General features: G+C 43.1%; 21 protein-coding genes. 9 read left to right on the top strand and 12 right to left on the bottom strand.

Annotation, left to right across the window (positions count from 1 at the left end; translation table 11 throughout):
• Positions 1-346: 346 nt before the first annotated feature.
• Positions 347-1033: a transposase gene (locus tag NO992_RS08390; protein ID WP_371376078.1), complete on the top strand. Its 687-nt coding sequence runs from the start codon at positions 347-349 to the stop codon at positions 1031-1033.
• Positions 1034-1316: 283 nt separating this feature from the next.
• Positions 1317-3185 carry a DUF885 family protein gene (locus NO992_RS08385; protein WP_222241157.1) on the top strand — a complete coding sequence of 623 codons (1869 nt, stop codon included), beginning with the start codon at positions 1317-1319 and terminating at the stop codon, positions 3183-3185.
• Between the two features lie 109 nt (positions 3186-3294).
• Here NO992_RS08385 and NO992_RS08380 read toward each other — a convergent pair whose 3' ends face one another.
• The 3 genes from NO992_RS08380 to nfsB form a co-directional block, all read right to left on the bottom strand.
• Entirely contained in the window at positions 3295-4356 is a 1062-nt protein-coding gene (locus NO992_RS08380) for an endonuclease/exonuclease/phosphatase family protein (protein ID WP_253103514.1), read from the bottom strand.
• A 124-nt stretch (positions 4357-4480) separates the two neighbouring features.
• Complete coding sequence (locus tag NO992_RS08375; RefSeq protein WP_010375891.1) at positions 4481-5593, bottom strand: M35 family metallo-endopeptidase; 1113 nt, start codon at positions 5591-5593, stop codon at positions 4481-4483.
• Positions 5594-5980: 387 nt separating this feature from the next.
• The gene (gene nfsB, locus NO992_RS08370) at positions 5981-6640 is read right to left on the bottom strand and encodes an oxygen-insensitive NAD(P)H nitroreductase (protein ID WP_371376073.1); all 660 of its coding nucleotides are present in this window, start codon (positions 6638-6640) and stop codon (positions 5981-5983) included.
• Between the two features lie 96 nt (positions 6641-6736).
• On the opposite strand from nfsB, the gene NO992_RS08365 reads away from it, so the two are divergent.
• Entirely contained in the window at positions 6737-7648 is a 912-nt protein-coding gene (locus NO992_RS08365) for a LysR family transcriptional regulator (protein WP_017216275.1), read from the top strand.
• Positions 7649-7652: 4 nt separating this feature from the next.
• On the opposite strand, the gene NO992_RS08360 is transcribed toward NO992_RS08365, so the two are convergent.
• The gene (locus tag NO992_RS08360) at positions 7653-8501 is read right to left on the bottom strand and encodes a sterol desaturase family protein (protein WP_371376070.1); all 849 of its coding nucleotides are present in this window, start codon (positions 8499-8501) and stop codon (positions 7653-7655) included.
• 121 nt (positions 8502-8622) lie between these two features.
• Here NO992_RS08360 and NO992_RS08355 point away from each other — a divergent pair, with 121 nt between their 5' ends.
• Positions 8623-9591 carry an AraC family transcriptional regulator ligand-binding domain-containing protein gene (locus NO992_RS08355; protein ID WP_371376066.1) on the top strand — a complete coding sequence of 323 codons (969 nt, stop codon included), beginning with the start codon at positions 8623-8625 and terminating at the stop codon, positions 9589-9591.
• A 128-nt stretch (positions 9592-9719) separates the two neighbouring features.
• The gene (locus NO992_RS08350; protein ID WP_371376063.1) at positions 9720-9845 is read left to right on the top strand and encodes a hypothetical protein; all 126 of its coding nucleotides are present in this window, start codon (positions 9720-9722) and stop codon (positions 9843-9845) included.
• Between the two features lie 15 nt (positions 9846-9860).
• On the opposite strand, the gene NO992_RS08345 is transcribed toward NO992_RS08350, so the two are convergent.
• The 7 genes from NO992_RS08345 to NO992_RS08315 all read right to left on the bottom strand — a co-directional run bounded on the left by NO992_RS08345 (position 9861) and on the right by NO992_RS08315 (position 13279).
• Positions 9861-10223: a hypothetical protein gene (locus tag NO992_RS08345; RefSeq protein ID WP_371376060.1), complete on the bottom strand. Its 363-nt coding sequence runs from the start codon at positions 10221-10223 to the stop codon at positions 9861-9863.
• A 122-nt stretch (positions 10224-10345) separates the two neighbouring features.
• Positions 10346-10711 (bottom strand): VOC family protein, encoded by a 366-nt coding sequence (locus tag NO992_RS08340; protein ID WP_371376056.1) that lies wholly within the window; start codon positions 10709-10711, stop codon positions 10346-10348.
• A 118-nt stretch (positions 10712-10829) separates the two neighbouring features.
• Positions 10830-10952 (bottom strand): hypothetical protein, encoded by a 123-nt coding sequence (locus tag NO992_RS08335; protein WP_371376053.1) that lies wholly within the window; start codon positions 10950-10952, stop codon positions 10830-10832.
• Positions 10953-11130: 178 nt separating this feature from the next.
• Positions 11131-11997: a hypothetical protein gene (locus tag NO992_RS08330; protein ID WP_371376050.1), complete on the bottom strand. Its 867-nt coding sequence runs from the start codon at positions 11995-11997 to the stop codon at positions 11131-11133.
• 99 nt (positions 11998-12096) lie between these two features.
• Entirely contained in the window at positions 12097-12315 is a 219-nt protein-coding gene (locus NO992_RS08325; protein ID WP_371376047.1) for a hypothetical protein, read from the bottom strand.
• A complete protein-coding gene (locus NO992_RS08320; protein WP_371376044.1) occupies positions 12305-12694 on the bottom strand; it encodes a pentapeptide repeat-containing protein in 390 nt (129 codons plus the stop codon). The genes NO992_RS08325 and NO992_RS08320 overlap by 11 nt, the downstream gene beginning before the upstream one ends.
• 342 nt (positions 12695-13036) lie before the next feature.
• Positions 13037-13279 (bottom strand): hypothetical protein, encoded by a 243-nt coding sequence (locus NO992_RS08315; RefSeq protein WP_371376041.1) that lies wholly within the window; start codon positions 13277-13279, stop codon positions 13037-13039.
• Positions 13280-13586: 307 nt separating this feature from the next.
• On the opposite strand from NO992_RS08315, the gene NO992_RS08310 reads away from it, so the two are divergent.
• A complete protein-coding gene (locus NO992_RS08310) occupies positions 13587-15035 on the top strand; it encodes a RimK family protein (protein WP_371376038.1) in 1449 nt (482 codons plus the stop codon).
• The gene (locus tag NO992_RS08305) at positions 15035-16144 is read left to right on the top strand and encodes a GNAT family N-acetyltransferase/peptidase C39 family protein (RefSeq protein WP_010375872.1); all 1110 of its coding nucleotides are present in this window, start codon (positions 15035-15037) and stop codon (positions 16142-16144) included. Before NO992_RS08310 ends, NO992_RS08305 begins: the two co-directional genes overlap by 1 nt.
• Positions 16145-16210: 66 nt before the next feature.
• Here NO992_RS08305 and NO992_RS08300 read toward each other — a convergent pair whose 3' ends face one another.
• Positions 16211-18049: a di-heme-cytochrome C peroxidase gene (locus NO992_RS08300; protein ID WP_371376034.1), complete on the bottom strand. Its 1839-nt coding sequence runs from the start codon at positions 18047-18049 to the stop codon at positions 16211-16213.
• Between the two features lie 184 nt (positions 18050-18233).
• Here NO992_RS08300 and NO992_RS08295 point away from each other — a divergent pair, with 184 nt between their 5' ends.
• Positions 18234-19736: an ethylbenzene dehydrogenase-related protein gene (locus tag NO992_RS08295; protein WP_371376030.1), complete on the top strand. Its 1503-nt coding sequence runs from the start codon at positions 18234-18236 to the stop codon at positions 19734-19736.
• A complete protein-coding gene (locus NO992_RS08290) occupies positions 19733-20404 on the top strand; it encodes a DUF1566 domain-containing protein (RefSeq protein ID WP_371376027.1) in 672 nt (223 codons plus the stop codon). The genes NO992_RS08295 and NO992_RS08290 overlap by 4 nt, the downstream gene beginning before the upstream one ends.

Below are 20404 nucleotides of genomic sequence, written 5' to 3'. Positions count from 1 at the left end.
TAGATATTGCGCTCGGCTCAGTCTCTATTGCGCGTGATGTTAAGTGCATAAATTTGCATGAAGTTTTTATGACATATACTCATGCTTCACTTATGCTCTGTATAGCGTATAAACTCTAAACTACCACCTCTGACTCATCTCATTAATAGTCTTAACTAGGCTGTCACCAAAATTGTAATTAATTTGTTGCGTTCTCCCCAGTCTGCATTAGCTTTAATTAGGGACTAAGAAAAAAGCAGCGCAGTTTGCAATCGGATATATGCAAGTTTCTGTTTTAAAAAATACGAATTTTAGCTGATGTACTCACTATTCGTCTGACTAAAACGCTCACACACAAGGAAGAAATATGGCACGCCAATTCGATAACTTTTATAGTCATGGGGCAATTAATTTTAGTGATTTTATTAATTGTGTTTCTAGCTTATATACTGGTCCAGACTGCTTGGATGATAGTACATTAAGACTACTTGCTGAGATGTTGTATCGGCTTTCGCAAAACAAGCAATTTCTCGCAGCTCAAGTTGCGGGCAGCAGTAATTACCAGCATCATGCCAGAGGGATGTTGGACAATGATGATCTATATGTACTTTATGAAAATAAACGACCATTTTTTAAAGTATGCGCACAAATTTGGCATCCAATGCCAAAGCGGGGGACTCAGCACTGTTTTATTCCGCAAGTGCGGGACTACAATTTTACGGCATTGACAACCAATTATTTTGGCCCCGGTTGTGGCAGCAAGCTCTACCAATATGAATATAGGAAGGACTTACAGCAAGGCGAGCATTGTGATTTACAGTTTGGGCAGTTTTATCAATTTACCCCTGAATCTGTACTCTTTACAGAAGCCTCGAGAGATGTGATAGCGCAGGCTTTACCTAAAAGTTTGAGTATCACCATCAGCTTACAGTTGGAGCAAAGGCCACATGCTTGCTTTGTGTTTGACAAGTCATCTGGTCGCGTGCAGCAGATTATTGCTGACTCTGCATTTGGCCACAACGAAATACCTGAACCTCTGTTGCTTGAAGACTAAGCACTCTATCTAAGGTTATGTACTTTAGTTCAGGTGTAGAGAAAGTAACTTATTTTGCAGGATTCTATCTTTTATAGCTGTAACAAAAGCGCAAATATGTTACTTGTAGTTGCATCTATGAGAATAGCGTGAGCACTTTATTGCATTCTGATTTCTCAATGAATGAAGTGCTTATATCAAATTGAACAAGTGTTCAGTCAAATTGGTATGACTATTCTATCACCAGTCTGATCTGCACTGGTATTTTTAGCTTTGACAACAACCCTAATGGAGCGGCGTAATAATGAATAAAATAAGCTTGGTAGCACTCTCTGTCGTGCTAGGTTTGAGCGGATGTGCTCAAGACAAGCCGGTAACGGAAACTACATCTGTTGCTAAAACCACTGAATCAACTCTCTCTCGTGCAGAAATCGACAAAGTCGTAGAACAGTACACCAAGCAGTTTATTAACCACGAACCCGCACTTGCCACTTCGCTCAAATTATCAAGTAATGAATATGGTCACTATGCTAATAGACTGCCGGATTACTCGGTTGTCGGAATGCAGGCGCTCCAGGTGGATATGAATGCAGCCGCAGATAAATTAAAACAATTACAATCGGGCGTGGCGAACTCTGATGACTTGTTGCACCTTAAAGTAAATGAAGTTATTGCACGTTATTATGCTGGTGATAAGGGCTTCTCAGCAGGTTATATTGATACTTGGGGCGGACACCTGCCATATATTGTCAATCAATTGTCTGGCCCATTGCTGGATATTCCGAATGTGCTTAAAGACCAACATGGAATAGAGAGCGAGCAAGATGCAAAAGACTATGTTGCGCGCCTAAATGCCTTTGTTGAAGTCACGAAACAAGTTGCAAGTAAGGTAAAAGCGGATGCCAATAAAGGCGTAATTTTACCAAAAGTTTTATTTCCGAACACGCTAGGTTATTTAGATAACTTCACGGCGCCAAGTGGTGCAGAACATCCTTTAGTTGCGTCGTTTAAAGATAAACTTGCGAATATTGATGGTATTACGGATAAAGCCGCCGCTGATTATGTTGCACAGGCAACACAAATTGTTGAGCAAAAGCTTTATCCTGAATTTAAAAATGTGTCTGCGATTATGCACGCTCTAGAGAGCAAAGCGCCTGAAAATGTTGGTATTTGGGCCCAACCAAATGGCGAAGCTTTCTACCAGCATGAGATCACCTATTTGGCCGATTCTGATATGAGCGCGGAAGAGATCCACCAAATTGGTCTTGCTGAGGTGGAACGTATCTCAAAGCGTATGGACGAAATTCTCAAACAAAATGGCTATGCACAAGGCACCGTTGGTGACCGGATGAAGCAGCTCAATGAAGAGTCGAGATTTTTATATGCGGATTCTGACGAAGGTCGTGAAGCGTTATTATCGTTCTTGCGTGGTGAAATAGGGACTATTTTACAAAAAGCGCCAGATTATTTTTCTACTATTCCACCGCAACCTGTTGAAGTGAAACGTATACCAAAAGCAGTGGAAGCAGGCGCGCCGGGTGGTTACTACAACGGTCCATCGCTTGATGGAAGTCGCCCTGGGGTATTTTCAATCAACCTAAAAGACATGAAAGCAGTACCAAGCTTTGGTATGAAAACCTTAACGTATCATGAGGCGGTTCCTGGTCACCACTTCCAAATTGCGCTTAATATGTTGCAAACAGAAATAGGTTTGATGCGTCAAAATGCTTCATTTAATGGTTATGTTGAGGGCTGGGCACTGTATTCAGAGCTATTGGCTTACGAAATGGGGATGTATAAGGACGACCCATTTGGAGACTTAGGGCGTCTGCAAGCTGAGGCATATCGTGCTGCTCGACTGGTGGTGGATACGGGCCTACATTATAAAAAGTGGACACGAGACCAAGCGATCACTTATTTTGCTGATGCAACCGGTACGGCGATGAGTGATGTGGTATCGGCTATCGACCGTTATATCGCTTGGCCAGGTCAAGCGCTTGGTTATAAGTTAGGTATGCTTAAGTTGGTTGAGCTCAGAGAGCATGCTAAGCAGCAGCTAGGTGATAAGTTTGATATTAAAGCATTCCACGACGTGGTGTTGCTAAAAGGCGCAAGGCCAATGGCGCTTGTTGAAGAAGATATCAAGACTTGGATTAACTCTCTGAAGTCGTAAATATACTTTTCGGCTTGAAGTCAGTGAGAGATGCTGGCTTCAAGCTGACGTTATTTAAAAACCTCTATTTATAGCGCTCGTTCATAACTCACCATACTTAAACTCACTATCATAATTTGCAATTCGGCTTTGCCACGGCATTTTCAATAATTTCTTTGCTGCGATGGATATCTTTCTTTTTCAGCTCAAGACCTGCTTCATCTTCATTTTTTACGGGTTGATAAGCGAGTTTTGCATAAAGCGCAAAGTGATCTGACCCTATGTTGTTGAGCCTTTTAATATTGATCACTGTGAAATGGTGACTCGCAAACAAATGATCTAGCGGCCAGCGTGCAAACGGGTACTGTGCATGAAAAGTGTTAAACATGCCTCGGCCAACTCTCGGATCAAGAAGCCCACTTATTTTCCTAAATAACCTCGTGGTTGGTGACCAAGCAACATCATTGAGATCGCCTGTGACTATGGTAGGCAAAGGCTCCTTTATGACGCGTTTGGCAACAACCACCAGTTCTGCATCTCGCTCAATGGCCGTTTCGTTCTCGGTGGGGCTCGGCGGTGCTGGGTGCAAAAAATGGGTTTGGATAGTGATATGGGGAGCGATCTTGAGTCTTGCATGTATCGAAGGCACGCCTTCTTCAACGATATACTCACATTTTGCCTCGTCTAGCGGGTAGCGAGAATAAACGTGCATGCCATATAAATTGGATTGTGGACATTTAACGCTGTAGGGCAGTATATCTAACAACGAGTCTAATTGTTGCTCCCATAACTCATCACTTTCTAACGTGACTAAAATATCAGGTTGATGTGTCCTAACTTGCTCCAATATCAGATTAAACTGTCGATTGGTTTGCAGGATATTGGCGGTGATCAAACTGATTGTGTGAGTATTGGTTGTCGCTTTTTTTACCTCGACCGGCCAAAGCGGGGTGTAGGGTAAAATCCACCACAGTTGAAAACTTAAACAACCTAATAGAGCAATGACAGCAAGCGCGGCTACGCTTTGAAGATTAAGGTAGAAAATGGACAGCAGTAGCGTAAATGCAGTAATAATAGCGAGCTGAAGCCGTGGGAACTCCATTGCTCTGACACTCCAGTGCGGATGCTTAGCAAGTGGCAATAACGTAGCAAGTAGGATAAAACCACACAGCGCGACGATAACCCAAGTCATGAAATTCCTCAGCAAATAGATGAATTTAAGAAGTATATTTCATGTTAGCTGAAATCGCTGTGAATAGTATCGGGTTTAGACGGTTGCCTAAACCCGATACTCGTTCAGGGATAACTAGTTGAGATTAGTTTTGGTACGGGGTGTTTTCCGCAAAGTATTCATGGCTGTCAGCATTTTGAATCGCTTGACTTGGGTTTGAGTTTGCTAAGTTTTTCGCGCCAGATTGACCATAAACGATGTCATCTGTACCCGCCACGGCGTTAAAGTGACTTAGCTCGTGAACAATCGTGCCTGCACGTGAATCCGTACCCAGCTCATTTGCGCTCCAAAATGCGCGGCATAGATAGACTTTGTATGGTTGATTTGGGTATACATAAGCAAAGTATGATTTGTTACAACTACAGTCAAAAGTGAGATCTTGGTTGTCGATTGCATCATTGATTGCATTGAAGTTAGATTTCACGGTTGCGTAACGGCTGCTTGTCGCTGCGCCAAACCAAGTTTGATAACGCGTAGATGGGTTGCTTGCTGAGTGGCTATTTAGGTAAGCAACGGAGTCATTAGTGATCTGGTCTGCAGCATTTAGTGCTGACAAAATACTGGTTTTTTCACTGTTACTACAACGACCTGTAAAACAAGTGCCATCAGTACAATCGGCCGCGCCTGCGGTTGGTTTTGCATTGACTTGAACATTGCCCTTCGTCATCGCAACGCCTTCAAGCCACAGATTTACCGAATTTGAGCTGAGTTCTGCTACATCGGCACGCATCATCGATTGCTGACCCATCGTTCTTGTAGTCATGCTCGGGATTTCTTTTTTACCGAAAAGATCAAATGATTCAACATCATAACTAATTTCGTAGTTACCTGGCTGGCTAAGATCATAAAGGCCTGAAAGCTCAAATGATTTAGTGAGCGTTTCGCCAGACTTTAACTTGATAAAGTCAGCTTCAGTAGGAGCTGGGCGTTTGTAGTGAGGACCAAAGAAATTAACTTCTTTACCATCACGCGTAATTTTGAAAATATGCTCTTCTTCAAGGTCTGTATACCAGCTTAAGATTTTTTGATTGCCTTTACCCTGATTGGTGATGTTTAGCGTCGCAACAACATCGCCATTGCTTTTTGTGTCGACATCAACACTTACCGCTAGGTTTTTATTCATTGCTTGAGCATTCAGTGATGCGGTTACGGCTGCTGCGAGTAACCCTGTAGATAGTGTGCGTGATAGTAGCTTCATTATTTCTTCCTGTTGAGGTTGCTACAGTCTCTCGGTTGGCAGGTACAAAACCAGTGGCGAGGACTGAGTTTACTTGTTGTCATTTCGTTATTTTTAAAGGTGAATTCACTCTTCACTTTTAATTAACAATAATATATTCAATGTTTCAAGCAGAATTTTCACAACAGAGCTAAAAAATTCACATTAAAAAATTACCAATAATTTCAAATAACTGTAATGTTATTGAAAAGTATGGATAAATTTAATACAAAACTGGGGAGAGGATAGTTGTGAATTTATTGTTTCATTCACATTGGTTTACATTGAGGTGTTTGAAATGGTATTCCAACCGAAGTTGGAGTGGCACTGACGTTATCTAGCTAGCCATTATCAGTGCCAAACTGGGTATTAGATTTCGGTAATGATATCGTCGATAGCAAGGCGAGATTTAGGTAATTTAGCATTAAAATCACCTTCGTCTCGATAGCCCAATGCGACAATGGCAAGAGCGTCAAAGCCTTGCTCAGTTAACCCAAGCTCATTGCTTAGGATTTCAGCATCAAAACCCTCGATAGGAACTGAGTCAATGCCAAGAGATGCCGCACCGAGCAAGAACTGTCCAAGATTTAAATAAACTTGTTTGCCAGTCCATGCTTTGATTGCTTCATCGCTGGTTTGATTTAAGCCGACAAAATAGCGACGGCCATTGTTCATTTGTGCCTCGATCTCAGAGCCTTTTTCAAACCGGCCATCGGCACTTTCTTTGGCAAGCACTTTATCTAAATGTGCATCATCTATATTTTGTTTTGAAGAAAATACAACAACATGCGATGCATTTAGTATTTTTGCTTCATTAAATTTGTAATTCTCTTGTGTGCTTTTTGCCACTTGAGTTTTGCCAGCCTCAGTACTTGCGATGACAAAATGCCATGGCTGAACGTTGGTGCTAGACGGGCTTAGTCTTAGCGCCTGCTTGAGTAGGTCAATATCTGAATCACTAATTTTTTTATTAGGATCAAAGGCTTTTGTGGAATAACGATTGTTAATTGCATCGCGTAACGTGTACATATCAGACTCCTAAAATTGCTTTAAAGACATAATATGGATTTACATAATCAATAAAAAGATGATAATGAGTTAAATAGTTTCAAAAATTTTTTGAAAATGAATACGCAAGATTTAATTGTCGTGATGAAAACGGCTAAACTTGGCAATATTAGTGCGGCGGCTGCGCAGTTAGATATGCAAGTTGCCACGGCGAGCGCTGCGATAAAGCGAGTAGAAAAGCTCCTTGGCTTTCAACTTTTTGTGCGTTCTACGCGCAGCTTAAGGCTATCAAAGCAAGGTGAAACTTACTTGCCAATTTGCGAGCAGGCACTTGCGCTTTTGGCTGATGGCAAAAAGCAGGTGCTCGACAACGACAACGAAATTGACGGTGAGCTAAGGTTAACCGCACCGTCAGATTTTGGTCGTAATATCCTCCTTCCTTGGCTAGACGAATTACTTGATGAATACCCTAAACTTGCCCTGAAGCTTATTCTTAATGATCACAATCTCGACTTTTATCGTGACGGTGTTGATATCGCGCTGCGCTATGGTGCGCCTGAAGACAGTAGCTTCTACGGCTTTAAAATTTGTGATGTGCCATTGCTGCTGTGTGCCTCTACGGAATACCTAGAAAAACAGGGTACACCAAAGGATCATGAGGATTTAAGTGAGCACCAAGGGCTATTCTTTTTGATCAGAGGCAGTAAGTTTGATACGTGGAAACTGACGAAAAATGAACAAACTTACAAAGTGGTGCTTAAAGGGCGTAGAACCAGTAATGATGCGGATGTGGTAAAGCGCTGGTGTGCGCAAGGAGCGGGTATTTCATTGCGCTCCGCGATAGATGTAGCAGACCAACTGGAACAAGGTGTGGTGCAAAGTATATTAAATGACTACCGCGTTGAATGTAAGCCACTGTGGTTGATCTGCCCGTCAAAGCAAATGATCAACCCAAGCGTGAGAGTGCTGCGCGATAAACTAAGAATGTATTGCCAAGCGCTTGTAGAAAAGGCCGAGCGATATAAATAACACACTAGGGCTTGACTGAAGCAGTATTCTTAGGCTTTTCGGATAAGTGGGTTGGATAACCAAATAGCGCTAACCATTTGCCCTTTAAGGTGTTTGCTTGTGAAAAGCAGTGGAACATATGGCGCCACTGAGCAAAGTTAACATCTAAAGGAGTCTGCTTTGGGGCTGCACCTCTTATTCCATAGCAAATTGTTATATCTTCACGCTCTTCAACAAAAGTGCCAAAAAGCTTATCCCAAATGATCAGCACCCCGGCAAAGTTTTTATCTATATAGTCAGGATTACTGGCGTGATGGACTCTGTGGTGGGAAGGCGTATTAAAAATTCGCTCTACCATCCCTAATCGATTAACCGTTTGTGTATGAACAAAAAATTGAAAAGCCAAGTTGATTGCGACGATGGCAAATACCAAGGTCGGGGTAAATCCAAGCAGTATCATAGGCAGCCAGAACAGCCACATACCGACAATAGGGTAAAGTAAGCTTTGGCGAAATGCGGTGGTAAAGTTCATGTTGTTAGAACTGTGATGGACCACGTGTGCACTCCAAAGCCAGTGAATACAATGTGATGCCCGGTGAAACCAGTAATACAAAAAATCTTGCAAGATAAACCCAAAGAGCAAAGTGAAGATATTTAATTCGATTGTGAATAAGGCAAATTGATGAAGCCAGTAAAAGAGCGGCATCAGTACAAGCAAAGCCAGCGCGTCGCTGCCTTGATGGAGCAACGCAAGTAGGGCATTGAGTAATGAATCTCGCCAATCATAGTATTCGTGGTGCTTAATATATTCCCATGCAACACAAAGTAAAAAGACGGGACTGAGTGCCAGTAAAATTAGTGATACATCAATCATATACAGCTCCTTCTTTAGCCAAAGCTTTGGTACTTTATATGCGTAAGCGTAGCGGGTTAGCCATTGACAATCCTGCCAAACTGCGCCAACAATTTGTCCAAATACGACAAAAGGAACTGCAATGCACTCCACTTCGTTTGTATATTTTTATAGTGCGTGGGTATATCTCCATGACCGTTTTACCGATAACAAGAGACTGCAAGGCGAGTTTGCTGAGCTAGTAGCGTCACGGCCTGAACGTGTAACACTCATTGAGTACGAGCGGTTGCTTGAGATAGGGCTGGAGTTAAGCGGCGATCCTTTAATTGGTTTTGAATTGGGTAAAGCCATTCAGCTGCATGACTATGGGGCGCTTGGTTATTTGGTCGAAACTAGTAAAGACTTACAGCAGGCTATTACCTCATTATTGCATTACGACGCCATTGTCGCCGATATTGGCCTCGCTGTATTCACAAGTGATAGTGACAATGCCAAGTTAACTTGGCAACCAAAAACCCCGCTGGGTAAGCAAGCCATTTTGCGTAATATGACCGCTTGGGTGAGCGCTGCACGGCAGCTTTTGCGATCAACTTTATCGCCTAACCAACTCCAGCTTAGCTTTAGCGTGTGTGACCTAGAATTACAGCGGTTGCAAACTTGGTTTGGTTGCCCCGTATCACAAAATTGCCCTGAAAATGCACTGTCGTTTCCGTTAGATTTTCTTACCATGCCAGTCGCTACCGTCGACAGCCTAATGCACGAACATATTGAGCAAGCGGTTGCAAAAAGCGTATCAGCGCTTTGTGATAATCATGATTTAAAAACGCGTGTTGCCAATTTACTGGCGGCAAAGCACTCACTGACTGGAGTCAACCAAGCAAGTATGGCTAAGGCATTAAACATGAGTGTGCGTTCGATGCAGCGTAAGCTAAAAGCACAACACACCAGTTTTAGAGCCTTACTCGACCAAGAGCGAAAGCATAGATTTGAACAGCTCATCGGCAACACCAGATTGCTCGATATTGTAGACGCGCTTGGTTTTACAGAGCAAAGTGCGCTGAATAAGGTTTGTTTAAAATGGTATGGGAAGTCACCGTCAAAGCTAAAGTGAAGAACCGAAGGTAGGTAAGTTTTGGTTTGTTAGTCAAATTCCCAGCTTCGGTGCAAATATTTAGTGGGTATCATCGATTTCCTATCGTGCTTGGATAGTTGCTCAGAACATCGAAACGATCTCGAGATTTGCCAGCAAGTGTTGTTAGTGGTGCAGGAATGTATCGAGAAGACTCAGCATCTTCGACAGTGACACTGATGTTTGCTATCGCTGAGCTACGTAAGACCAGTGCTGAAACCAGCAAACCTTTTTAAATATAAATTAATCATTTATATTTTATTGTGATAAAAACTCCCAGCTTCATAGGGGGTTACAGCAGAAAGCACCCCATACCGGTCTTTTTTAATAGCTAAATTTGATAGGGAGTCACTATTTAGTTCTATTTCGGTGCCTATTTGACCTGCTTTGAGTCCAAGCTGCTTGCCCAGCTGTTCCATCTCTTTTTCCATCTGAGGAAGAACTTCTGTTCTTAGCTGTTTTGCCGCCAGAGCATAACGCTCTTTCTCTTCGGCAGAAGAAGCGTTTTGGGCAATTTGCTCAAACTCAACAATACTCTCCTTGGTCCCTTTTACATCACCAACCCGGAAGTTGTAACCAAAATACATATCCATCATATTACGTGGTAGTTGCATAGCGTAGGCTCCTTGCTATTAGTAAACTCTATGAAAGATAAGCAAATATCACACCAATTAAATAAAATGCTTAATCGGTAAAACATAAAGTCAGTTATTGACGCCAAAGTCTTTTTGTTAGGTTACTGATTCTCGGCGATGCGCCACAACACGCCACTAGGATCAGTAATACAAAATTCGAGCATTCCCCATGGCCGCTCGACAAGTTCAGTTACTCTTACGCCAAACGCTTTGTCCAGCTCGAGTTTTAAAACATGTTCATACCAGCTTTGGGCATCTTCGACTAAAAGGTGCATCATAAAGTTGTTGCTGTGCAATGGCTCATAGAAATCTTGGAGCAAAAAAGAACAAGAGCCAGATTTAAAATAAGCGATATCCCCAGCTTCAAAAGCCATTTCAAAGCCAATCATCTGATAAAAGCGTTTAGAGCATTCAAAGTCTCTAGCTGGAACAAAAGACTTTATTTCTACGGTATTCAGGTTTGCCATATTTACGTCTATATTGTGGGTACTGCTTGTAGCCTAACATTATAGTATTTATGAGACACGCGGTTTGTGTTAACAATCGCTTGTTGGAGTACAAGTAGTGATGGGTGTCATCGATTTCTCAAGCGATATCTCCAGCTTCAAAAGCCATTTCAAAGCCAATTATCTGATAAAAGCGTTTAGAGCATTCAAAGTCTTTAGCTGGAACAAAAGACTTTATTTCTACGGTATTCAGGTTTGCCATCTTTATGTGTGCATTATGGGTACTGTTTTTAGCCTAACATTTTAGTATTTATGAGACACGCGGTTTGTGTTAGCAATCGTTTGTTGGAGTACAAGTAGTGATGGGTGTCATCAATTTCTCATCATCGATTTCTCATTTTAACGAAGCGCAATCCATACTATCGATTCCCTGTGCCCTGTTATAAGTAGCCTTGATGAACAATAAATTTCACATTGTTCTTTTTATCAAAGATAACTAGATCTAAAGCGTCTATTTTCCACTCTAGCTTGTACCTTTCTGGTGATGGCATATTTGCATCGTGGTATAACTGATTGGCAAAAGTTCTTTCAGGCAACTTCGAGTCATATTGCTCTACTATATTCATGTATTGATCGCCCATGGATCTAATTCCAGCTGGATGACCTGAAGTAGCTATTGGTCTTGTCATATAAACAGTACCTGGAGCCATGCCCATTGTGGTGTATTTTTCATGTATTTCCCACATGCGCCGTCTTTCAGATTCTAAGTTCCCATTCTCATCTGCAGGGGCAAATACTGAATGATCAAAAATCGCTACAGCGTGAAATTCTGTTCGAGTGATCTTCGCAAACAGTACTTCGTTTGTACGGATAGACAAACCAGTATTTTGAACTGTCATGTTTAAATGAAAGTGGTGAAAGCCTTTAGTGTTTAGTATTTGATCTTTGTCTTCCCACGAATCCACTTCTCCGTCTACAATCCTTTGTCGTGGAGTGTAGCCCTTTTTATGGGCTCGAAGTGATAAATAAGGGGATAAATCCTCGCCATTAGAAACTTTTTCTCTCAGCAGCTTAATCTGCTCTTTTAACCTTTTATATCTTCTATCCGCTGTAAGATCTGGATATACATGAACTTTTCTAATTCTGCGTGGTACTTGCCGCGTAGACCAATGTAAATAATAGAACATAACATCAACTAAGCCTTCGCTTTCCAACTGTTGCAGAGTTTCTCTGTCATCAGGAAAAAATGGCAGTTTCTTTATAAGCTCTGCTTTAAACTTTCTTCTTGTTTTTGATTCTTCTGTCATTATTCCAACGTATTGTGTTCGGTGTTGCCTAACGTTTGGATTTAAGGATGGCTTGGAGCGCAGCAGCAAACCAGTCCTACAACACGCGTTTGTTAACTTTTACGCCGCCTTCCCACCCAATAGACCCAAAATTGCACCAATACCAGCCTTCCAACCAAAATCGCATATCGCTTGAAAATTTGCTTGATTGACCGGAATATTTTGAGCATCTGTCGCATCGCTGCCAGCGAATGCTAGAGAAGCTTGGCCTACAAAACTAATTATAGTTAAAATAAAAACTGCCCAAAATATTATTTTAAAATTCGAATTAATCTCCATTATTATCACCTCCAACGACGATAACTCCGATTGGAGGAGAGTAAGCTCTAGCTCCCCTTATGACCCTTTCTCCTGTATCTAAAGTTGCTCCAGTAAAATCAGCTCCAGATATGTCTGCATTCCTAAACCTTACCCCACGCAAATTGGCTCCGTTAAAATGGGCATTTTCTACGATTGCATCTGTAAGATCTGCGCCCTCCAAATTAATTCCGGCTAAGTGGGCACCTCTAAGGTTGGCACCACGTAAATTCATGTTTCTGTAATTGCCCCCTTCCCTGAGTGTTACTAGCTTACCATCGACAACCGTCACATATGAGTCTTTAGTTGGAGAACTTAAAGTTTCGGCCAGAATGGCTTTTGCTTTATCAAAAATTCTCATGTGCTCTCCTTTAGAAAGTTAACAGCTAATTAGAATGAATTCTTGAATATCCTAGTTACCAACAAGTAAAAAACAACAATTATCAAACTAACTTTATTTAATAACTTTAGTTAGAATTAAAAAGTTGTCATTGCAATATGTAAATCACCTGCGACGAGCTAGTAATGAATTATCAAGCCTTCTTTTTGGCTAGCTAAGAACAAGCTGCTTCTAGCTAGAGTATTAAAAATACTAAATTTTAGATATCACAGGTGAGGTATTCGAGACCTTTCACTTCTCTTTGAATGTCAATTTTGCAACATACTTTTATCATTTATTTTAAACAATTGAAATTACACTGCATTACACATTTGCATTGCTTTCTCTTGACCACGACTCAAGTAACCCTATTGCTCGTATTCTTAACGATTCAAGCGGCTTAAAAATACCTGTCTTGAAATCATCAATAGGGTGTAGCTCTGTCCACTCTCGCTGTTTACTCACGACTTCTTTGCAGATGGACTTAAGGCTTATCCGCTCGCAAATATAAGCAACTACAACCAAAGCACTCATTGCTCGTGGGGTTCCTAAGCATGCATACCACATGCTATTTCATCCTTGATATCTGTTTGTAAACACGAGAAATCTTAATCGTTTCAATCAAATTTAATTGTACGTGCTTTTATGGTTTTTAACCTTTTGAAATTTAATGATTTTGTTCCGGTCGTCGACAGCAAGAAAGATTTATCTTGAGAATCAAAATTACTCAATTGCTAAGTGCTATATTTAAGATTACAACTACTCCACTTTAATGTGGGTCTTGAATTTGCCCACTAACCCTATGTTAAATCGTGGGGTGCCTAAACCATCATGTACTGATGTGCTAACGCATCGCCACCTAAGGATTATTTAGATGCTATCTACTCTATTCGTTGTTGATCAAAATGCAGATGTACTGCCTTTGGCAAATAACGTAGTGACGTTTGAAACGTATTTGCAAGAGTACCCAAAGCTCGGTGAATCAAAACTTCGAGTGATTAATTTATGTGACTGTGACCGTTATTTAAGCCAAGGTTATTACTGCTCTTTACTTGCTGAAGCGCGTAATCACCAAGTGCTTCCGAGTCTAAAGGTTATTAATGGTTTACGTGATGGCGATAATGCGTTGTTTTTATCGCAAGCTTGGTTTGATAAGCGTGGGATCGCAATTACCGATGAAGCTGAGCTGATCATTTGTATGGGCGAAACCCAACAGCCTGAGTTTAGTAAGTTGGCGGCGTATTTATTTCAGCAATTTCCAGCGCCTTTACTAAAAGTGACATTACAGCAGCAAGACAAAGGCGTGCGCGTGCAGGTGCAGCGTCGAGACTTTTCGACTCTGCAGGTGGCGCAGCTTGAGTTTTGTACTCAAGTATTAGGTCATGTGCATGCCACTCAGTGGAACAAACGTAAGAGCCACAAAAAGTATCGCTGGGATATTGCGATGTTGGTGGACCACGATGAAAAGTTGCCGCCAAGTAATAAAGGGGCGATCAGCCGCTTTGTAAAAGCGGGTGAAAAGCTTGGCATTAAAGTCCATCCATTAGAAGCGGCTGAGTTATACAACTTAGGCCAATACGATGGGCTATTTATTCGTGAAACCACAGCGATTGACCACCATACTTATCGCCTTGCGCAAGAAGCAGAGCAAAAAGATTTAGTGGTAATTGATGACCCAAGCTCGATCCTACGCTGTTGTAATAAGGTGTTTTTACATGATGCCTTTAATTACAAGAAGGTGCCAAGTTTAGAAACGCGATTTGTGAGTCAGTGTAATGAACAAGTAATCGATAAACTCATTGCTGAGTTATCGCTACCTATGGTGCTTAAAATGCCTGAGAGTTCGTTCTCAAAAGGCGTATTTAAAGTAAAAACCAAAGAAGAACTTGGCGAGCGTTTACAAGAGCTGATGAGCGTCTCTGCGATTGTGTTGGCGCAAGCTTACTTATACACGGACTACGACTGGCGTATTGGGGTATTAAATGGCCGTGCGATCTACGCATGCCGTTACCATATGGCACGTAACCATTGGCAAATCTATAACCATGAGTCAAAACGTAATTTCTCGGGTGGGTTTGACACGCTACCAACGTTTGAAGTGCCAAAAGCGGTGTTACGTGCGGCGTTAAAAGCGGCGGCAGTTGTGGGTAATGGTTTGTATGGTATTGATATTAAAGAGCACAACGGCAAAGCCTACGTACTTGAAGTAAACGACAACCCGAATATTGACCAAGGGGTTGAAGACAAATATCTCGGTGACGAGCTGTACATGCAAGTGATGTCTGAATTTTCAAGACGTCTTGAAGCGAGAGGTAAAAAGTAATGTTGCAAGCCGCGTTGGTGCTTGAAAAGGCGACACAGCACGATTTGAATTCACTTAACGCACTGGAGCAAAGCTGCTTTAGTGCAGATAGACTGAGTCGCCGCCAACTCAAGCATTACATCAGTTTTGAACATAGCTTGCTGCTCACTGCAAAGTTAGCAGGGGAACTTGTGGGCTATGGATTGCTTTGGTTGCACCAAGGGACGCGGCTAGCAAGGCTTTATTCATTGGCGGTATCGCCTCATCATCAAGGTAAAGGGATCGCACGCCAATTGATGTCTGAGCTTGAAGTCAGAGCGGGTGAAATGGGCTGGTTATATATGCGTTTAGAAGTGGCTAAACGCAATGACGCGGCCATCGGCTTATATAAACGCATGGGTTATCGTGTATTTGGCGAGTATCAAAACTATTACGCGGATCATGACGATGCGCTAAGAATGCAAAAATGCGTGCGTAAGCTGTCGCAAAAGGCGGTGTTGCACCAAGCTCCTTGGTATCAACAAACGACAGACTTTACCTGCGGTCCGGCGTCACTGATGATGGCAATGGCGAGCATAGATCCAGGCTGTATGGGCGATCAGGCCTTAGAGCTTGAGATATGGCGTGAAGCGACCACCATCTTTATGACCGCAGGTCACGGCGGCTGTCACCCATTTGGTTTGGCATTGGCTGCGGAGCGCCGTGGTTTTGCGGCAGAGGTGATGGTGAATACGGCGGGCCCGCTATTTTTAGATGGCGTGAGAAGCGCGCAGAAAAAACAGGTGATGACCTTAGTTCATGAGCAATTCCGTCAAGAGTGTGAATATCGTGATATTGCTATTCATCAAGCCGATGTAAAGCTTGAACAGGTTGAACAATGGTTGTTACAGGGCAGTGCGGTATTGGCTTTGATCAGCACCTACAGACTAAACGGCAAAAAAGCGCCACATTGGGTGCTTATTACGGGGTTGGATGAATTGTGTTTATATCTTAATGACCCTGATGTCGAGGACGATCAAAACCCTATCGACTGCCAGCAAGTACCCATTGCAAGGTCGGATTTTGAAAAAATGATGACGTTTGGCGCAAGCAAGTTAAGTGCGCTGGTGGTGTTGCACGAGTCATTTTAAATAACGTTTTCGGTTATAAGTCAAAGGGCCTGTATTCGGCCCTTTGTTTTTAGTGCTACATGGCGTTTATAGCGTTTTCAAAAACTCAACGATTTGCCATTTTTCATTGTCACTCAAGGTCGTGCCGTAAACGTGACCGCTGTTATCATTGCCCGGCATCACCTCGCCGCTGGCTTTGTTCACTTTGAACTCGTTCATGCCTTGATGAGTAACATAGCCAACATTGATAGGGTCGAATTCGCGACTGCCAACCCAGAAGGTATCTGGGCGCGACTCTGGTGATTGTAGTAGTGACCATAGGTTTGGCACCGAGCCATTATGTAAATAAGGCGCGGTTGCCCAAATTCCATTTAGCGGCCTTGCTTTGTAGACACCCGCATCGTAAAAACCATCAACACAATCTTCGTTAGTATTGGGCGTTAACTGTTGTCTATTTGCCAAATAGACTTTGAGGCGCTCTTCAATGGACTTTTTCACAGTGGTTTTCTTACCATCAGGCCCGGTGCGCTCTGCTATTAAGCCCGCTTCGATTGCTTTGATGGGATCTTTTAGCACTAGACCCACCACGCCATTTACTGGGATATCGATAGCGCTATCCACTGCTTGGAATTTGTCTCCCGCGATAATGTCGGTTTTTGTGCCTTCCAAGAACAGTGTTTTTGCCATGTGGCAGCTTGCGTTATTAGACATAGTCGGATCGGTACCTATCTCTTTTACCGGTACTTTTACTGCTTCGTAATCCTTGAGTAAGTTTTTGCTATCAATAAGTTGGTGGCAGTTGGCACAATTTGCTTGGAATAGCATTTTCCCTTGTGCCGCCTTATTGGTGTCAATCCCCGGAAGGTATTGCTCAGGCCAAGCTGGTGGCAGAAGTGTTTTTACCCAGGCTTCTAGTTGCCCTAACGCATGCATGTCTACCGTTGAGCTATATCGAGCATGTTTTCCCCAAACGCGCTGCCAAACCGGTGCTTCTTCAATGGATAACGAACCAAACACACCCACAACTTCACCAATGTTGCGTACTAATGGGCCGACCACAGGAATATTGGGGGCGGAAGCATTCCACTGCACAACATTTGACTGGTGCGTCCCCCATAAAAATGGATAGGAGACGGGCGCGGTGGGCGCATTTTTATTGTTAAGGTCGTCAAGCGCAAATGCCGTGCCGGCGTTTTGTATATTGCCAAATGCATCAAGTCGAGCATAGCTAGTAAAATCGTCTGGATAGTCTTCGGGCAAGTCATTAACGGTTTGTCGCTCGGCGGTTGCAAGCGCCACATGCTTGAGATCGTCTCGTAGATCATCAATCAATTCTTGCGATGCCCCTTCTTTTAATACGCGCATCGCGAAACGGCTAAACTTTTGATTATCGTTAAGGGTCGCTTCTAACGCGGCATTTAGGCGGCTAAAGAAGAGTACAAAGTTGGCGAGGGTGGGCGCACCTTCTACCAAGATTTTTGTGCCATTATAGTCAATTTGGTTAGTGTGACATGCTGCACAGGTCATCCCGACCCAAGCTTGTCCCGTGGTTTGATTGTTATGCACGGCAAAACCGATGGGCAAGCCTGAAGGGTTATTGGCGGCGGTTTTACTGGGCAGGTAGCGCAGCATTTCCATATGTTCGCTATCGCGAAAGAGCTTTTTACTATTGGGTTGCTCTAACCAAGTAAACCAAGTATAGGGAATGATTTGTGACCCTTGGCCTGTAAACCAAAAGTCTTGCCGAAGTTTATCTGACCACCCTTGATTGAGCCAAACTCGCTCAGGCACTTGACCAGATTCTGCAACCGGGTCGAGCGTTTCTTTGGGCACTGAAGGTTTTTTACTTGGTGAGCTACAACTTGCGAGAAACAGTGTGCAAGCCACTGCCGCACTTACATATTTTATTACTAGTCTATTGTTCATGTTGAACTGTCCGTGACGGTGGAAGTATCAACTACCTTAGTACAAACGAATTAACAATCAAGTTACACGACATTACACGCGCCGATAATTCTCAAGATGAGGAAGTCTCATCTTTCCAAATATGAAATATTTATGTAAATTTATTTGTTTACACTAAATTTACTTTATTTGTTTGGGAGCGGTTGTGCGTCGAAGTAGTTTTGCCATTTTTCATGTTATGGCGGTCATAGTTATCTTGGTTGGGTTACTGACAGGCCCTCGTTTGGGCATTATCAATCATGATTTTCTGGCGTTTCTTTCGCCTTTGCTTCCCCAAGGCGCGTTGCTGTCAGTGCATGTGTTATTTGGTTGCTTACTCACCTTGATTGCGATTGTTTTTACTGTGGCAACCATTCGCACACCGTTTCATGGCGCACCAAGCAAGTTTGATAAAGCCGTTAACTACTTTGGGTATCTTGTTATCGTGCTGAGTATAGCCACAGGTTGGTTACTTTGGCTCAATCCAGAGAGTCTAAATCTAGTCATTCATGGGTTATCAGCGACAGCCATTTTTTTGTATTTGATGTTACATGGCATAAAGCACACGGTGTTTAAGGGCAAGCAAGTACTGAGCGTGTTATTGCCCCGAAATGCGCTTATTTTGCTCAGTTGCAGTATTGCTCTGGTGTATTTTTGCGGACTTGGCATAAAGCTTATTGTTGCAGATCAGCATTTACGGTTAGAAGTCGCGCCGCTATCAAGGCAAAGTCACCTTGAAATAGACGGTAAAGGAGACGAGCCACAATGGTTGCGTGCTAAGCCTATTAAGTTAACTACATTTGGTGGTGCAAACTTCTTGGATGGGAGTAGTGAGGTCGAAATAAAAGCGTTGAGCAACCATGATGAAACCTTTTTTCTGATCCGCTGGCAAGATCCGACCGAAAGCCTAGAGCATCTGCCGCTGGAAAAAACCTCGAACGGTTGGCAAGTACAAGAAAATGGCTTTTATCGCTTTGACGAGCGCACTTATTATGAAGATAAGTTTGCCATTATGCTATCGACTACCTGTGAACTAGGAGGTGATGGCACCGTTCAATACGGCGATGCGCCGCTTGCAGGCAAGCCCCGTAACTGGCATGGCAAAGGCTATCATGCAAGTACGGACGGCCGCACGCGAGACTTGTGGCATTGGAAAGCGCTGAGAACCAATGACATGTACTTGGCCGATGATAATTTTTTTGGGCCGCCTCAAAGCGTTGCACTTGGGCAAAGACGCTACACCGCAGGGTATCAACCTGATGGCAAAGAAAGCGGTGCTTATGTGATGAACTGGCGCTGGTACTCACCGACTGAGGTTACGCCAAAGCGAATGCCAATCCCATCGCCTGATATCACTGAGCGCAAAGTCCTTGATTGGTTTGCCAGTGAAACCTACAACCCACAACGAGACATGGCGAAAATTGGCGAACAGCTCCCGTCCGTATTGTACCGTTCAAATCGCTTTGAGGGAGATAGAGCAGATGTTAGAGCTAGGGGAGAGTGGCGCGATGGTTATTGGACGCTAGAGCTGGTACGTAAACACCAAACGCATTCTACCCTTGATGTTGAACTGCGCTCTGGTGTTTGCATGTGGGTCTCCGCATTCGATCACGCACAAATCGCGCATACTCGTCACCACAGAGCGATTCAATTGAGGTATATGCGATGACCGTTGCCTCACGTTTAATACTTAGTTTAGCGATTGCCGCTGTGGCGATGAGCTACTTGTTATTCAGCGCATCTGAGCGAGAGACTCCAACTCACGCACGCTTTATTAAAGTCACCAATGACATGCAGTTTTTGTCTGTATGGCAGGGTCCTTGGCATTGTGTCTATGACAAAAAGCTTAATCTGCTCTGGGAAGTAAAACGAGATGATGAGTCTATTCACGATGGTTATTGGAGTTACTCTTGGTATGACGGTCAATTTGGTCATGCTGATCAAGGTGATTGTTATTTCGAAGCATCCCACTGCGATAGCCAAGATCTGATCCGTAAAACCAACCAAGCTTCTTTATGTGGTAGTGCCGAATGGCGCTTACCTACACCTGATGAGCTACGCTCTTTAATTCAAACGCCAAATAGTCCCGGACAACCCCATATCGCAAGTGATTTTTTCCCACACATTAAAAATGGTGACTATTGGAGTGGTGAGGCTGGCGTGCCATTACCCAAGTCGTTTAAGCGTGAAAAGTTAGGAGCAACGGCTGTGAATTTTCAATTTGCAGAGACGCTTTCGCTCCCTTATGCAAACGCCGCATTTGTCATGTTGGTGGCTACGCCATCAACACCACTCTCATTGGCTCAAAGTCGTGCTGAGCCTGTTACTCTAAACTAG

The organism is Pseudoalteromonas sp. DY56-GL79, assembly GCF_041414765.1.
In the GTDB taxonomy this organism is placed as follows: Bacteria; Pseudomonadota; Gammaproteobacteria; order Enterobacterales; family Alteromonadaceae; genus Pseudoalteromonas; species Pseudoalteromonas piscicida.
The sequence above is the reverse complement of the archived record's forward strand: the minus strand, read 5'-3'. Positions and strand labels throughout refer to the sequence as shown.